We start from the raw sequence: 15353 nt of genomic DNA, 5'->3' as shown, positions 1-15353 counted from the left end.
GCACTTCATCCGTTTCGAGATTGCGGCAATGACCCGGCTCGAGTAGCATTCCAAATGCAGCGGAATCATCCGAATCCTGACCATTGCAGATACGTAGGTCGACTTTGCGTGGCCTTTCACGAAGCGGGCCTGCGGGCAACAACAGGCCGTTGCCATACCCGCGGACGGCATCAATGATTTCGATTTCTAAGGTGCGTGGCAGACCGCGATGCTGCAGCCCGTCATCGGAAACGATGACGGTGCATCCCGATGCGACCAGGAATTCCGCGGCACGACGCCGATGGTTATCCACCCGGACCGGCACATCGCAGCGCCGCGAAATCAACAGGGGCTCATCACCTGTCATTGATGGTAATCCCAGCTTCTCAACCGAAATTGGACCGGACCCGCTGCGGCCGTAACCGCGGCTGACCACGCCTGGAGCATGACCCGCTGCCTTCAGATATTCGACCAAAGCGATAATGACCGGGGTTTTACCGGTACCGCCGGCAGTGAAATTACCGACGACAACAACCGGTACCGTTAGCGGAGCAGGTTTGGACGGGGTACGCCATTGGATGATCGTTTCATAAATCCTGGCCAATCCGCGCAGCATCCATGGCACCGGCGCTCCTTCATACCAGATGGCGTTGAGTTGGGAGTCTAGGCCGCGCATCAAATGCCATCCGGATCCCGGAACTGCATCTGATGCAGGCGGCTGTAGAGTCCGCCGCGCCGCAGCAAATCCGCATGCGTCCCAATTTCAGCCAAACGGCCTTCATCAAGTACCAGGACCTGGTCCGCATGCTCGACCGTGGATAAGCGGTGCGCGATAATCAGCGTAGTGCGGTCCGGTATAAGGTGTGCCAGAGCATCCTGCACCAGCCGTTCAGATTCATTGTCAAGAGCCGCCGTCGCTTCATCTAGAATCAGGATCGGTGCATCTTTCAGAATCGCACGAGCGATGGCGAGGCGCTGTTTCTGCCCGCCGCTGAGCCGGCCGCCACGCTCGCCAATGGCCGTATCCACGCCGTCAGGAAGCTTAAGTACGAACTCTTCGGCATTGGCTGCACGCAAGGCCTGCCATACTTCCGCATCGCTGGCGTCCGCCTTGCCATAGCGCACATTGGCCATGACCGAATCGTCGAACAGCATGACCTGCTGGCTGACCAGTGCGATCTGCCGCCGAAGATCGGCGAGTTTGAGTTCGCGAATATCCCTGCCGTCGAGCAGGATGCTGCCTGAACTTGGTTCGTAAAAACGCGGAATTAACCGAATAAGGCTGGTTTTTCCGCTTCCCGAACGACCGACGATGGCCGTTACCGTTCCCGGCTTGGCCGTAAAACTGACTTCTGACAGCGCCGCCCTTCCCTTTTCCGAATAACGGACACTGACTACTTCGTACCGCAGTTCACCCAGAACACGATCCAGTTCGCACTTGCCTTCATCCGACTCATCCGGTTGATCGAGTATGCCGAACAGACGATCACTGGCCGCAACGCCTCGCTGGATGATGCTCTGCACATTGGTAATGCGCTTCAAGGATGGTAAAAGCACCATCATCGAGGTCATCAGGGTCACGAAGGCACCTGCGGTCATGCGCCCCTGCATGGCTTCCTGGCCTGCGACCACCAGGATGACCGCAAGCGCTGCGGCAGCAAGTATCTGTACGCTGGCCGACGCAGTGGCCTTGGTTGCCTCGACTTTCAAATGCATGTCGAGATTGTTACGGGCGAGGCCCGCATAGCGTTTGTGCTCGGCTTCCTGCATACCATAAATTTTCACTTCATGCTGTGCGGACAGCGCCTCTTCTGCAGCCTGCGCCATCTTCCCGACACCATCCTGAATGCCCCGGTTGATGCGTCGGTAACGCTTGCCGACCTTCGAAGAAATGTAGCCGATGGCCGGAGCGATGATCAAAACGGCGAGCGTGACCTTGACGCTTTGCATGAGCATGACACCGATCATGACCAGAATGGTCAATGTATCGGTCACTGAAATTTTGATGGCTTCGCTGGTAGCCTGTGACACCTGCTCGGTATCGTAATTCAAGCGGCTGACCAGTGCCGGAATGGGTTCCTGATCAAACCGGGAGCTCGGCATGCGCAGGAATTTATCGAGAACCTGCTGTCGCAGATCGAGAACGACGCTACGGCCTGTCCTGGCCATGCCGTAATCGGTGACAAAGGTTGCGATGCCGCGAAGCACGAACAGTCCGAGAATAGACAGCGGAAGCAGCCAGCGCACCTCCGGATTTTTGGCAACAAACGTCTGATCAACCATGGGCTTCATCAGCGCCGTGAACGCGCCAGCCGCCAGAGCCTCTAGAATCATGCCGAGGAAAGCGAGTATCAGATAAACACGGTATTTTCCGGTATAGCCGAGCAATCGGCGGTAAACAGCCCAGACTCCAGGAGTATTCTCAGGGCTCATCCTGTTTCTCCGAAGTAGTGGCGATTGATAGTTTGCTGAAGCCGAGCTGGCCGATTGCATCCATGGCCGTGATTACCGACTGATGCGATGCCATGGCATCAGCCTGGATCACGATAGTGCGTGCGGTATCATTTTCGGCCTGTTGCCAAATGGCGTCTTTTAGACTGGCCAGATTGCTGCGGATTACAGTGCTATCACCGACATAATAATTTCCAGCCCGGTCAATCAACACTACCAATGGCTGGCGTTGTACTTCGACCTGGCTTACAGCGCTGCTGGGCAGCGTAATTTTCAACGCCGAGCGGTTGTTGAAGCTTGTCGTAACCACGAAAAAAATAATCAAAGTGAACACGACATCGATCAATGCAGTCAGATTGATTTCGACATCTTCATCACCGGTTGCGATATCCAGGCGCATCGAATTTAGTCTGCCTGCCGCACTTCAAGGGCATCCAGAAGATTCATGGCCACCTTTTCCATCTCGATGACATAGCCAGTGACACGGCCACGGAAATAGCGGTGCAGAAGAAGGGCCGGAATGGCGAGACATAAACCAGCCGCAGTCGATATCAAGGCCTGACCAATGCCGCCGGCGAGCTGGCTAGCATCACCGACGCCGGTGCTGAGAATCGTCAGGAACATCTGAATCATGCCGATGACCGTACCCAACAACCCAAGAAGGGGCGCTACAGAGGCAATAGTGCCTAGCGTCGGAAGAAAACGATTCAGATCATGAGTGATATGCCGGCCGACATCCTCGATGCGTTCCTTGATGACGACCCGTGGTTTATGGCGCACCCGAAGCGCTGCTGCCAGGAGTTCACCCATGGGCGAATCCTTGTGTAAACGCTGGATTTCAGCGATTTCCAGAGTTTTTCCGCGCGACCAATGTTCGATTTCAAGACCAATGCCATGGGGAATGACTTCAGATCGGCGTAAAGTCCAGAAGCGCTCCAATGCGATAGCGGTCGCCACCACGGTCAGGATCAACAGTGGCAACATGACCCATCCGCCCGACATCAGTAATTGCAGCATAATCCTTAAACCTGCGAATGCACTCAGCAATAGCATACCCGAGATAACGGCAATAGCGAGAAATTGCCGTTTTAATAACCATTTACAGACGGTTCCTGGGGAGTTCGAAGCCAGTACCGCCGGTCATCAAGGCGGGTCCGTCGTGACCACAACCAGCCCTCGGGCGTCCCGGCCAGTTCTGCCCATCCGGTATCCACGGTATTGACGGTATGCGCGCCGGCATTCCGGTAACGTTCCAAAACATCGGGTCTAGGGTGGCGGAACCGGTTCTGGAATCCGCTCGAGATCAAGGCGATGCCTGGCTTCATTGCCGCGATGAATGCCTCCGATGAGGATCCAGCACTGCCATGATGGGGCACAAGTAAAACCTCCGCACGAAGCCAATCTCCATAATGCGCAAGCATCTGCGCTTCGGCTTCGGCACTGATATCGCCGGTCAGCAGCAGGCTGCGGCCAGCGCCACGGATCCAAAGCACGCAGGATTGGTCATTATCATTGTCATTGCTGCGCGAAATCGGCCAAACATACATGAATTGGACGCTATCCCACTGCCAGTACTGTCCGGCCAGACATTCGTGGTGTGGAACATTCGCCGGAAGCGCGCGCCAGGAGGCATCGATACGGTCGATTGCAACGCCATCGCGAACGGCCGTGAGCCCGCCGGCATGATCGTTATCACCGTGACTGACCACGACTTTGTCAAGATGCCGGACACCCAGTGCGCGCAAGGCCGGCAAGACTGTGGTCTGCCCCCTACTGAACCCGCCCGGCAATCCCGCTCCGGTGTCATACAAAAGCGTGTGACGCTTTGTCCGCACCAGTACCGCCGTTCCCTGGCCGACATCCATCATGGCCACGCGGAGCTGTCCTTCCGGAACGTAATCCATTTTCGGAAAAAGCATCGGCAGCAGCAATAATGCACCCATTCTGGAACCTGGAACCTGCCCTGGCATCAGAAGCAAACAGGCGCCGACCAGCCCGATTACAACGGCGGCCATACTGGATTCGGGAATCGTGCGGCTTGACCAGGGCAGCGTCTGCAACCACTGCAATAGTATCCAAAATACCTGCATGAGCATTGCCCCTGCCTGCCAGAACAACTCAGCGATGACCGGGACACCGGAAAAAAGACACCCCAGCAATGCCAAAGGGACCACAATAAGGCTGATCCAAGGAATCGCCAGTAGATTGACTAGTGGGCCAATCACGGTGGTTTGCTCGAAAAACCCGATTGTCAGTGGCAACAAGCCGAGCGATGCTACGCATTGTGCACGCATGAATGGTCGGAATATTCCCTGGCCACCTTCGCTTGGCATGAATGCAATTAGTAACAACACGCCACCGAAACTTAGCCAGAAGCCCGGTGTCAGAATGCTGATTGGATCCCACAGCAGCATGACCGCCATGCTTAGCGCCACCGCATGGGTCACGGTACAATGCCTTCCCAGCAACCGGCATGTCATGAAAACGGAAATCATCAATGCGGTACGTACCGTTGGCAAAGCAAATCCAGCAAATGCGGCGTACATCCCCGCGGCCAGCATGGCCATCCAAGCCGTCGCCGTCGGCTGCGGCCATCGAAGCGCAAGGCTCGGCCATAAACGATAAAAAAACAGAACGGCCCACACCGCAGCCATGGCTACCATGCCGACATGGAATCCGGAGATAGCAATGAGATGGGTGATTCCCGTAAGCCGCAACACCTCCCAGTCGGCATCTTGTAGTAGCCTTGTGTCGCCCAACGCAAGCGCTGTGACGAACCGGGCCGTTACCTCTCCGAGTTGCCGTCTGATCTGTCCTGATAGGGCGTCACGGAATCGGTCAATCGTATTTTTTTGCCCAACGTGACCAATTTCCTTTCGGACATAGCCCTGGGCGGCCCAGCGTTTCTGCAGCGCGCGCTGTTCGGCATCGAACCCGCCGGGGTTGTAAACTCCGTTAGGTGTACGTAGGGTTACTTCCAGGTGCCGAATATCACCAGATCTCAGCAGAGTATCGGTGCGGTACCATCCCAGTTTGATGCGACGCCCGACAAGAGATGGAAAATCCCCGCTACGGTGGATCTTAGCCTCGAACTGCCACTGGTTTCCATCCCGTTGTGGCAGGTCCGTAATTTCAGCAATGACCTGGCCACGCGTCCCGGATTCCGACATTGGCAGCCGCTGGTTTAGCGCAATACCCGAACTCCAGGCAGCAAATGCAGCTCCGAATAGAAACGCCGCAAGCACTGCCACGCGGCGGTAGCGCAGGAACAGCAAGGCCGACAACACCATTAGAAAAAGACTGAGCCCCATGTCGGGCAATGACGGCAAGCGTTGTAGGACAGCAACGCCGAGGGCAAAAGCAAACAGATTGACGGGACGCAGATAAGGCTGCGCCCGTTGCGTCACCTCGGGCGTTCCCGGAGTTGACCGAGCACAAGCTCTAGCGAACGCCCGCATTTATCAGCTAGGCGATGATCATGAGTGACTATGACCAGGGCTGCCTGATGCTGCTGCTTTAAATCCAATAAGAGATTGAATACGGCATCGGCGGTCTTTTCATCCAGATTGCCGGTCGGTTCGTCGGCAAGGATGCAGGCAGGGCGATTGACCAATGCACGCGCCACAGCGACTCGCTGTCGTTCACCGCCGGACAACTCGCCGGGCTTGTGCACCAGGCGATGTGACAGGCCAACCTGTTTGAGCAGCTCCTGCGCGGGCAAGATAGCCATGGCCGGCGCTATTCCGTTGATGAGTAACGGCATCATTACATTTTCAAGCGCTGTGAATTCCGGAAGGAGATGATGGAATTGATAAATGAATCCGAGATGCAGGTTACGCAGATGGCCTTTTTTTGCTTCGGTATGCCGATAAAGATTATCCCCCATCAAGCGGACTTCACCTTCAGTCGGACGATCGAGCCCGGCCAGAAGGTGCAATAAGGTGCTTTTACCCGAGCCCGACGCTCCCACAATCGCTAAGGATTCGCCGGCATGTACCTGAATATCAATTCCGGAAAAAACCGGCGTAATCAAATCGCCTTCCCGATAGGTTTTGCCCAAACATGAGCCTTCCAAAATAAGCTCACTCATAGCGCAGGGCCTCGACCGGATTGGTGCGGGCCGCACGCCAGGCCGGATAGATGGTGGCCAGCAGGCACATAATGATTGCAACCGTAACGATGACAAGCACATCGGAAGGATTGACTACGGAAGGGACGCCGCCACTGATGTAGTAAACATCGGCTGGAAGAAGCTCATTGCCGGTCAACGATTCAATAAAGCGTACAAGCACTCCGAGATTAGTCGAAAGCAGGATACCGCCTATGGTGCCGAGAATCACGCCAACCAGACCGATGACCAGGCCTTGTATCATGAACACTTGCATGACCTGTGCCGGCGACATGCCAAGTGTGCGCAGGATGGCGATATCAGCCTGTTTGTCCTGCACCAACATGACCTGCGATGACACCAGATTGAAGGCTGCGATGGCAATCACCAGGGACAGCAGGATGAACATCACTGTTTTTTCCATCTTTAGTGCACGGAAGAAGTTGGCATGATCGCGCGTCCAATCGCGCACCTGATAGATGCCTTCCATACGATTAGCCAGATCGCGGGCGACGGACCAGGCTTGCCAGATGTCGTCAAGCTTCAACCTTACGCCGGTTGCATCCTGGCCCATCCGTAGAAGCGCCTGTGCATCCTGTATATGGACGAGCGCAAGACCGTAATCATATTCCTGAGCGCCAACCGAAAATATGCCGCTGACGGTGAACCGCTTTGCACGTGGCATCGATCCGAAGGGTGTGGCCACCGATTCACTAACAAAGGCGTTGACCGAATCACCGACCCGCACATTGAGCGCCGCGGCCAATTCCGAACCAAGCACGATGTTGAATGTGCCTGGCATGAGGCTGTCCAGACGGCCCTGAATCATCTTATTGGGCAACTCGGACACCCGCCCTTCCAGTTCCGGTTGGACACCACGCAACAGTGCGCCCTGTTTGCTCTGGGCCTGCAACAGAGTCTCAGTCTGCACATACGGTGCAGCACCGAGGACGCGCTCATCCGTTTCGGCGACCGCCACCGCCCGTTTCCAATCCGACAGGGATCCATTGACCCCTTCGATGGTGGCATGGGCCACGGTACCCAGAATACGGTTGCGCAGCTCTTCCTGGAAGCCGTTCATGACTGAAATGGTGGTAATCAGTGCCACCACCCCAATGAAGATGCCGAGCACGGACGCCAGAGAGATGAAGGAAATGAAACCATTGCGGCGCTTGGCGCGCAGGTAGCGGAGTCCAATGGCGGCGGTCAATGGTTGAAACATCACACTATAATACTGGGTTTACGAGAATACTTGGCAGTTCATTTGACTCCGCTGTTGCCGGGGCGTTCATCCATAGCCGCAATTGTCTGCGTTGCGGTTCCGGCATCCATATCAGCCACCAAACCGCAGTCCGGACACGCCCGCCCCGGCAGTAATGCAGGACTGCGAGGTATCCGAAGTCCTGCCAACGCACATCCGATATCGACATCAGGCCGCAGCCCTCATTGATGCAGAAACAGCCCTTATCGTCGCGGTCGAGGGTAAATGGACGGAACTCGCGGATTCGGAAAATTCCATACAGGAACTCCAAAACCACCGCTGCAACCAAAACATAGAGCCACAACGGAGTGAGATCGGATATCAGCAGGCAGCCGATGGCGATTGCAGTTATGACACAGAGCACAAGACCCGCATGCCCGGGGATGTGGCATTCAGGTCGGCAAATCAGCAATGAGGGCGACAATGGCATCGAGATCGGCATTCTCCGGGCGTTCGCGCCCCATGAACCACCGCCATAACTTATCGTCTTCACAGTCGAGCAGCTGTAGGAAAAGCGCTCTTTCGGCATCATCCGCAATGGACCAACACTGATCCAGATAGCGCAACATCAGCTGGTCGAGCTCACGCATTCCACGCCGGCAACGCCAGCGCAGGCGTTTGATTTCAGGATTTTCTTCGCTGGAGGGCATCAGCCCAGCCAGTTCCAGACCAGCAGGCCCCAGATCGACCAGAACAGCGGATTACCCATCTCAGGCCCCGTGGCGCTGCAGAATCAGCTTCTTGATTTCGCCGATGGCCTTGGCAGGATTCAGACCCTTCGGACAGGTCCGTGCGCAATTCATGATGGTGTGACAGCGGTAGAGCTTGAACGGATCTTCCAACTCATCCAGCCGGGCGCCGGTATCCTCATCACGCGAATCGATGATCCATCGATAGGCCTGCAACAGAATGGCCGGACCGAGGTAACGGTCGCCGTTCCACCAATAACTCGGGCAACTGGTGCTGCAGCAGGCGCACAGAATGCATTCATAAAGGCCATCGAGCTTGGCGCGGTCTTCCTTGGACTGAAGCCGCTCACCGGAGCCCGGCGTGGCCGACTGGGTGCGGATCCAGGGCTTGATGGAAGCGTATTGGGCATAGAAATGCGAAAGGTCAGGCACCAGATCCTTGATGACCGGCATGTGCGGCAGCGGGTAAATCGGCACTTCCCTCTTGCCGCATTCTTCGATGGACTTGGTGCAGGCCAGCGTGTTGCTGCCATCGATGTTCATCGCGCAGGAACCGCAGATACCCTCGCGGCAGGACCGTCGGAAGGTCAGCGTCGGATCGATCTCGTTCTTGATCTTGATCAGCGCGTCGAGCACCATCGGGCCGCACTGGTCGAGGTCGATTTCATAGGTATCGACACGCGGATTGGCAGCATCGTCCGGATTCCAGCGGTAAATCTTGAAGCTGCGCAGATTATTTCCGCCCGATTTAGCCGGGAAGTGCGCGCCCTTGGTGATTTTCGAGTTTGCCGGCAGGGTAAATTCAGCCATGATTGCGTCTCACCTCAATATTTGCGTTCTTTCGGTGGAATGTAAGCCACATCCGAGCTGAGCGTATTCAGATGCACTGGACGGTAGTCGATGACGGTATCGCCCTTCTCATCGATCCAAGCCAGGGTATGCTTCATCCAGTTTTCGTCATCGCGCGTCTTGAAATCTTCTCGGGCATGGGCGCCACGGGACTCCTTGCGGTTTTCGGCCGAAACCATGGTTACTACGGCCTGACCAAGCAGATTCTGTAGCTCCAAGGTTTCGATCAAATCCGAGTTCCAGACCAGTGACCGATCAGAAACCTTGACGTCCTCGAAGCTGTTAAACGCTTCGCGGATTTTGGTAACTCCCTGCTGCAGGGTTTCGCCGGTACGGAACACGGCGGCATCGTTCTGCATGATCCGTTGCATGTTGTCGCGGATTTCGGCGGTGGGCGTCGAACCGTTGGCAAAACGCAGCTTGTCGAGGTTAGCCAAGGATTTGTCCAAAGCCGAAGCGGGCAAGGATTTGTGCGGCATATTCGGCTTGATGGTTTCGGCGCAACGGTTGGCCACGGCACGGCCGAACACCACCAGATCGAGCAACGAATTCGAACCCAGGCGATTGGCACCGTGCACCGAGACGCAGGCGGCTTCGCCGATGGAATACAGACCGGGAACCACGCTATTGGGATCGCCGTTCTTCAGCGTGACCACTTCGCCATGATAGTTGGTCTGTAGACCACCCATGTTGTAGTGCACGGTCGGTAGCACCGGAATCGGCTGCTTGGTCACATCGACTCCGGCGAAAATCTTCGCGGTTTCAGAGATGCCCGGCAGTTTTTCATGGATGACTGCCGGATCAAGATGGGTCAAATCCAGATGGATGTGGTCTTTCTTCGGACCGACACCGCGACCTTCGCGGATTTCGATGGTCATTGAGCGACTGACCATGTCACGCGGCGCCAGATCTTTGACGCTGGGCGCATAGCGCTCCATGAAACGTTCGCCGGAGTCGTTACGCAGAATGCCGCCTTCGCCGCGCACGCCTTCGGTGATTAGGCAGCCTGCACCATAAATGCCGGTCGGGTGGAATTGCACGAACTCCATATCCTGGAGCGGCAACCCGGCACGTAGGGCCATGCCGCCGCCGTCGCCGGTGCAAGTATGTGCCGAGGTCGCCGAGAAATAGGCGCGGCCATAACCGCCGGTGGCGAGCACGACACCGTGTGCGCGGAAGACGTGGATGGCACCTTCGGCCATGTCAATTGCAATGACACCTCGGCACACGCCCTCCTCGTCCATGATCAGGTCGAGCGCAAAGAATTCGATGAAGAATTTGGCATCGTGCTTGAGTGACTGCTGGTACAGCGTATGCAGAATGGCGTGGCCGGTGCGGTCGGCCGCGGCACAGGTACGCTGGGCCGGCGGGCCCTCACCATAACGGGTGGTCATGCCGCCAAACGGACGCTGGTAGATCTTGCCTTCTTCAGTGCGTGAGAACGGCACGCCATAATGCTCAAGTTCGATGATGGCCGGAATCGCTTCACGACACATGTATTCGATGGCATCCTGGTCGCCCAGCCAATCGGAGCCCTTGACGGTATCAAAGAAGTGATAGCGCCAGTCATCTTCGCCCATGTTGGCAAGCGCCGCTGAAATTCCGCCCTGTGCCGCTACAGTGTGCGAGCGGGTCGGAAACACCTTGCTGATGCAGGCGGTTTTTAGGCCCTTGGCAGCCAGTCCGAAAGTGGCTCGCAGACCGGCGCCGCCGGCGCCGACCACGATCATGTCGTACTGGTGCTCTGTGACTTTGTAGGCTTGACTCATAAATTTCTCAGGAACCCGAAGCTAGACGGACGATGGCGATCAAGGCAGCCAAGGCAGCGAAGGAAAATACGATTTTGACCAACACCTGCAGAATGACCTCGAATGTGCCGTGATGGACGTAATCTTCGAACACGACCTGCAGGCCGAGACAGGCATGCCAGAAAAGCGCCAGCACGTAAAGGATACAGGCTGCGGAAAACAGCGGATTCGCGAACTGTGTTTTCAGCGCGGCATAATCGGCGATGCCATAGTGAGCTAAACAATAAACGACGAACGGCGTCAGCAAAGCCAGCACGACGGCACTGATGCGCTGCGCCCACCAGTGGCCGAAACCGGTTTTAGCTGAGCCCAGACCGCGAGCGCTGGCGAGAGGGTCGCGAAAGTTCATACCGCACCTCCCCGCAGAGCCAGCCACCAGATACCGAGCGTCGACATCACGGACAGTACGATCACGGCATAGCCCGAGCGGTACACATCGGGGATTGCGAAGCCTTTACCGGCATCCCAGAACAGGTGGCGGATGCCGTTGAAGAAGTGATACATCAGGCAGGCACTGTAAGCAAACAGCGCAAATCGGCCGAGACCGGAGGCCAGGCAGGCCTGGGTGGCACTGAAGGCCTGCTCCCCAAGCGACAAGGCCACCAGGATCCCCAGCAATCCAAGGCTGCCGATGGCTAGAATGACACCGGTGATCCGGTGCAGGATAGACAACACGGAAGTCATCTGCTTGCTGTAAATCTGCAGATGGGGCGATAAGGGGCGTTTTTGCGCGGACATAGGGATACCGGTCAGGGTGAGAAGTCGATGCAGCGGCCGTTTTTTTCCCAATCGCCATAACGGGTCGGGTCCGGACCGCCACGGCCGCCGATTTCAGGAACCAACTGGGACTGCGGGGTGTTTTCCGACGGAGTATCCTCAGCTGACGCCAACTCCGGATTCTGGCTAGAATGTGGCACTTGATTCATCCTCCTATGGTAAATCCCCGCGCCATGCCATTCAAGCTAAATTTCAGTCCGGCCAAAGCGTTCCGTCTCCCCGGCCACGCCCTCATCCATGTGCGTGGCCAGGATGCATGCGCATTTTTGCAGGCGCAATGCATGAACGACGTGAATGCTCTCAAGGACGGAGAATGGCATTACAACGGCTGGCTGACCCCCCAGGGTCGGGTTTTTGCGCTGTTTTACGTAATCAGGGTCGAAATCGGACATTTTCTGCTCATTCTGCCGGCCCTTGAGCCGCAAGCATTGATTGATGGCCTCAAACGCTTCGTATTGCGGTCAAAAGTAAGCTTTGAAATCGAGTCCTCGGGGCATCTTTCAGCTAGCATCGGCAAGCCAATAGCAGCCGAGGACGGAATCGACTACGACTTAGCCGGTCAGGTCCTTTTGCAGATTGGTCATGGCGAAAAATCGCGGACGCTGTTTCTTGGCAGCCAGATCGGCATGGCCAACCCCGATGCGGCACAACGATGGCATGAAATGGACATGGCGGCGGGCTGGGTTTGGATCAATGAAGGCCTGCAAGACCTCTGGACCCCACACATGCTGAGTCTCCAACAACTGAAGGCTTTCAGCCTGAGCAAGGGCTGTTATCCGGGACAGGAGATTGTTGCACGTACGCATTATCTTGGTAAAAGTAAACGGGCGTTGTTCCTCATCCACGGCCCGCATCTGCAGCCTGGTCGCGTGTTGGAGAGTGACGGACGCGATATCGGACGCATCGTCAATGCCTCTGCAGGCGGAATCTTAGGGGCTGCCGTACTTCCGGCCGACATTGCGCCGGGCACGTGTCTGGACGGCGACATCTGCGTTGCAGCGCCCGTTTCTGGCCTCTGAAAATCAAACGCGAAAGCGGATGCTCGAATTGCAAGCGCCCGACCGCAAGCTCACGTGAAGCCTGGCCAGTGATGGTCTGAATGCAGCCAAGGCTGTCCTCCATCCTCAGTCATAGCAGCATCGGTCAAGGAGGAATTCAGATCAGTTCGATAGCCGCATTGACAATATCAGCGTCTGCCGGAATCACCGCGAACGCTGCGCCTGCCAAGGGCGTATAGGTATCGGCACCGACCACGCGACGCAGGGGTTTGGCGCCATGTCCGGCCTCGACAATGGCGGTAATAATGCCTTCGCCGACGCCGGCACTGCGGCGTCCTTCGTCCACCACCAGAATACGTTTGCATTCACCGGCATGATGGGCGATAGCTGCTTCGTTCAGGGGCTGCAACCAACGCAGATCGACCACGCGTACTTTCCATTGCAGGGTATCTTCGATCTGACGGGCGGCACGCAGGCTCATTGGTACGCCGTTGCCGAAGGTGAATACCACCAGATCGTTGTTTTCCGGAAAATAAGTGCGTTCGCTGCCAATTTCCATGGCCTCGGATGGCGCCGGATAACGGGTCTGCCAGAGACCGTCACCGGTTTCATACAGATCCTTGCTCATGTACAGGGCGATTGGCTCCAGATAGGCGCAGACCCGACCGTCGACTTTGGCCAAAGCCGTCATGGAGCGCAACATGGTGACCGCATCATCTCCGCGGGAGGGACAACCAACCACCAGAGATGGAATGTCGCGAAGCGCGGTGATCGAGTTGTCGTTGTGGAAATGGCCGCCGAATCCGCGCTGATAGCCGAGCGAGGCCACGCGCATGACCATCGGATTGCGGTACTGGCCGTTACTGAAGAACTGCAGCGAGCAGGCTTCGCCACGGATCTGGTCGCAGGCATTGTGGAAATAAGCCAGATACTGGATTTCCGGCAAGGGCAGCATGCCCAGATTGGCAAAGCCCTGAGCCAGGCCGAGGATCATGGTTTCATCGAGCAAGGTGTTAAAAACACGGGCACCTTTGAAGTTTTTTTGCAGTCCTTTGGTGACGGTGTAAACGCCACCCTTCTGGGCTACATCCTCACCGAACAGCAGGGTTTCAGGGTATTTGCAGAACAGATCGTGTAATGCATTGTTGATCTGGATGGCCAAATGCCTTGGGGGCAGTTTTTCAGGCAGTTTGTCTTCGGAACCGAAAACCGCGAGGCGCTTTTCAGAATAATCGGCACGGGAGGCCTCGGCCATGACGGCCTCCGGATGAAACGGCGCCAGCGGCGCAATCACTTCCTCGAGGGTTTCTAGCTTGGGGCGTTTGTCGGCTTCATTGGCCGCGGCAAAACATTGGCGGCGTGTCACTTCATATAGTTCGAGCACCTCCGCCTTCGACATCAGTCCCGATTGCAGGGCAATCCCGGCCGAACGCAAGAGTGGATCGGTGGCTTCAACAGCCATCAACTCCTCAAACGAGCGCCATTCGATTTCGAAATCGGTGCCGGCATGGCCCATGATACGGGTCGTCCGAAGATGTAGGAAGGTCGGGCGACGGCTTTGCCGGCAATGGCTGATGGCACGTTGGATCTGACCATAGCCTTCGGTGATATCCAGACCATCAGCATAGAAATAATCCAAGCCGTCGCGGTTTCGGAAAGCGTTGTTAATCCAGCCGGTCGGTGTTTTCACTGAAATGCCGATGCCGTTGTCTTCGCACACATACAGAACCGGTGCCGGTAGCTTCTGGTAAGCGGTCCATTGCGCGGTATTGAATGCCGTCTGTGCGGTGGCATGATTGCTGGAAGCATCCCCGAACGAGCAGATGACGATGGAGTCATCCGGGATCGGCGAGTCATAGCCGATGCGCTTGGCCTGCTCCACTGCGATGGCGGTACCGAGCGCTTTCGGCAAATGCGAGGCAATGGTGGACGTCTGCGGAAGCACCCACAAGGGCTTGCTACCCCACACTTTATGCCTGCCACCGGATATCGGATCGTCCTTGCTGGCGGCGAAACTGAGGGCTGAATCCATGATCGGATCCATGCCCGGTAACTTGCGGAAACGCTCGGCCATGAAGCCGCCGCTGCGGTAATGCAGAAAGGCAGGATCGGTATGTCGCGTCAGGCGCGCCACCATGGCATTACCTTCATGGCCGCTGGACCCGATGGTATAGAACACCTTCTGCTGGACGCGCAGGACGCGGGCCATCAAATCGAGATGGCGCGATATCAGCTGGGAGCGGAACAGTTCATCAAAGTCGCGGGCCGAGCAGGCGCTGCCGTCAAGAATCGGTTCCTCCGGCGAGGGCTTGGGCAGCACCTCGCCCTGCCAGTTCTGCACGAATTCGATGAAATTATCATCGCAGACCTTAGCGCGGTTGACATCTTTTTGCCGGGCGGGAATCAGAGCGGCACTCATGCAAAATCCTTCTT

At 56.6% G+C, this 15353-nt stretch carries 16 protein-coding genes; 1 reads left to right on the top strand and 15 read right to left on the bottom strand.

Features of this window, described 5'->3' with window-relative positions:
* The 14 genes from lpxK to ACIQ0Q_RS03915 all read right to left on the bottom strand — a co-directional run.
* The coding region (lpxK, locus tag ACIQ0Q_RS03980) for a tetraacyldisaccharide 4'-kinase (protein ID WP_395771655.1) at positions 1 to 655 on the bottom strand (655 nt) is incomplete at its 3' end.
* Positions 655 to 2412 carry a lipid A export permease/ATP-binding protein MsbA gene (msbA, locus tag ACIQ0Q_RS03975; RefSeq protein WP_395771654.1) on the bottom strand — a complete coding sequence of 586 codons (1758 nt, stop codon included), beginning with the start codon at positions 2410 to 2412 and terminating at the stop codon, positions 655 to 657. The genes lpxK and msbA, both read right to left, overlap by 1 nt.
* A complete protein-coding gene (locus ACIQ0Q_RS03970) occupies positions 2402 to 2830 on the bottom strand; it encodes an ExbD/TolR family protein (RefSeq protein ID WP_395771653.1) in 429 nt (142 codons plus the stop codon). Before ACIQ0Q_RS03970 ends, msbA begins: the two co-directional genes overlap by 11 nt.
* Positions 2831 to 2835: 5 nt before the next feature.
* The gene (locus ACIQ0Q_RS03965) at positions 2836 to 3447 is read right to left on the bottom strand and encodes a MotA/TolQ/ExbB proton channel family protein (RefSeq protein WP_395771652.1); all 612 of its coding nucleotides are present in this window, start codon (positions 3445 to 3447) and stop codon (positions 2836 to 2838) included.
* 71 nt (positions 3448 to 3518) lie between these two features.
* Positions 3519 to 5837 (bottom strand): DNA internalization-related competence protein ComEC/Rec2, encoded by a 2319-nt coding sequence (locus ACIQ0Q_RS03960; protein WP_395771651.1) that lies wholly within the window; start codon positions 5835 to 5837, stop codon positions 3519 to 3521.
* Positions 5834 to 6520 carry a lipoprotein-releasing ABC transporter ATP-binding protein LolD gene (gene lolD / locus ACIQ0Q_RS03955; protein WP_395771650.1) on the bottom strand — a complete coding sequence of 229 codons (687 nt, stop codon included), beginning with the start codon at positions 6518 to 6520 and terminating at the stop codon, positions 5834 to 5836. Before lolD ends, ACIQ0Q_RS03960 begins: the two co-directional genes overlap by 4 nt.
* Positions 6513 to 7760, bottom strand: a complete 1248-nt coding sequence (locus tag ACIQ0Q_RS03950) for a lipoprotein-releasing ABC transporter permease subunit (RefSeq protein ID WP_395771658.1) — start codon at positions 7758 to 7760, stop codon at positions 6513 to 6515. Before ACIQ0Q_RS03950 ends, lolD begins: the two co-directional genes overlap by 8 nt.
* A 4-nt stretch (positions 7761 to 7764) precedes the next feature.
* Positions 7765 to 8163, bottom strand: coding sequence for a hypothetical protein (locus ACIQ0Q_RS03945; RefSeq protein ID WP_395771649.1), 399 nt, complete (start codon positions 8161 to 8163; stop codon positions 7765 to 7767).
* Positions 8164 to 8191: 28 nt separating this feature from the next.
* Positions 8192 to 8449: a succinate dehydrogenase assembly factor 2 gene (locus ACIQ0Q_RS03940; RefSeq protein WP_395771648.1), complete on the bottom strand. Its 258-nt coding sequence runs from the start codon at positions 8447 to 8449 to the stop codon at positions 8192 to 8194.
* A gap of 60 nt (positions 8450 to 8509) precedes the next feature.
* Entirely contained in the window at positions 8510 to 9298 is a 789-nt protein-coding gene (locus tag ACIQ0Q_RS03935; RefSeq protein WP_395771647.1) for a succinate dehydrogenase iron-sulfur subunit, read from the bottom strand.
* Between the two features lie 14 nt (positions 9299 to 9312).
* Positions 9313 to 11106 (bottom strand): succinate dehydrogenase flavoprotein subunit, encoded by a 1794-nt coding sequence (gene sdhA, locus ACIQ0Q_RS03930; protein ID WP_395771646.1) that lies wholly within the window; start codon positions 11104 to 11106, stop codon positions 9313 to 9315.
* 7 nt (positions 11107 to 11113) lie between these two features.
* Positions 11114 to 11494, bottom strand: a complete 381-nt coding sequence (gene sdhD, locus ACIQ0Q_RS03925) for a succinate dehydrogenase, hydrophobic membrane anchor protein (RefSeq protein ID WP_395771645.1) — start codon at positions 11492 to 11494, stop codon at positions 11114 to 11116.
* Entirely contained in the window at positions 11491 to 11883 is a 393-nt protein-coding gene (gene sdhC, locus ACIQ0Q_RS03920; protein ID WP_395771644.1) for a succinate dehydrogenase, cytochrome b556 subunit, read from the bottom strand. The genes sdhD and sdhC overlap by 4 nt, the downstream gene beginning before the upstream one ends.
* An 11-nt stretch (positions 11884 to 11894) precedes the next feature.
* On the bottom strand, positions 11895 to 12062 hold the full coding sequence (locus ACIQ0Q_RS03915; protein WP_395771643.1) for a DUF1674 domain-containing protein: 168 nt from the start codon (positions 12060 to 12062) through the stop codon (positions 11895 to 11897).
* On the opposite strand from ACIQ0Q_RS03915, the gene ACIQ0Q_RS03910 reads away from it, so the two are divergent.
* Entirely contained in the window at positions 12054 to 12941 is an 888-nt protein-coding gene (locus ACIQ0Q_RS03910) for a YgfZ/GcvT domain-containing protein (RefSeq protein WP_395771642.1), read from the top strand. The genes ACIQ0Q_RS03915 and ACIQ0Q_RS03910 overlap by 9 nt on opposite strands.
* A 136-nt stretch (positions 12942 to 13077) precedes the next feature.
* On the opposite strand, the gene ACIQ0Q_RS03905 is transcribed toward ACIQ0Q_RS03910, so the two are convergent.
* Entirely contained in the window at positions 13078 to 15339 is a 2262-nt protein-coding gene (locus tag ACIQ0Q_RS03905; protein WP_395771641.1) for a thiamine pyrophosphate-dependent enzyme, read from the bottom strand.
* Positions 15340 to 15353: the final 14 nt, after the last annotated feature.

It is taken from the genome of Arenimonas sp., from assembly GCF_044348765.1.
Classification (GTDB): Bacteria; Pseudomonadota; Gammaproteobacteria; order Xanthomonadales; family Xanthomonadaceae; genus Arenimonas.
Note: the sequence above shows the minus strand (reverse complement) of the source record. Positions and strands in the feature narration are given on the sequence as shown.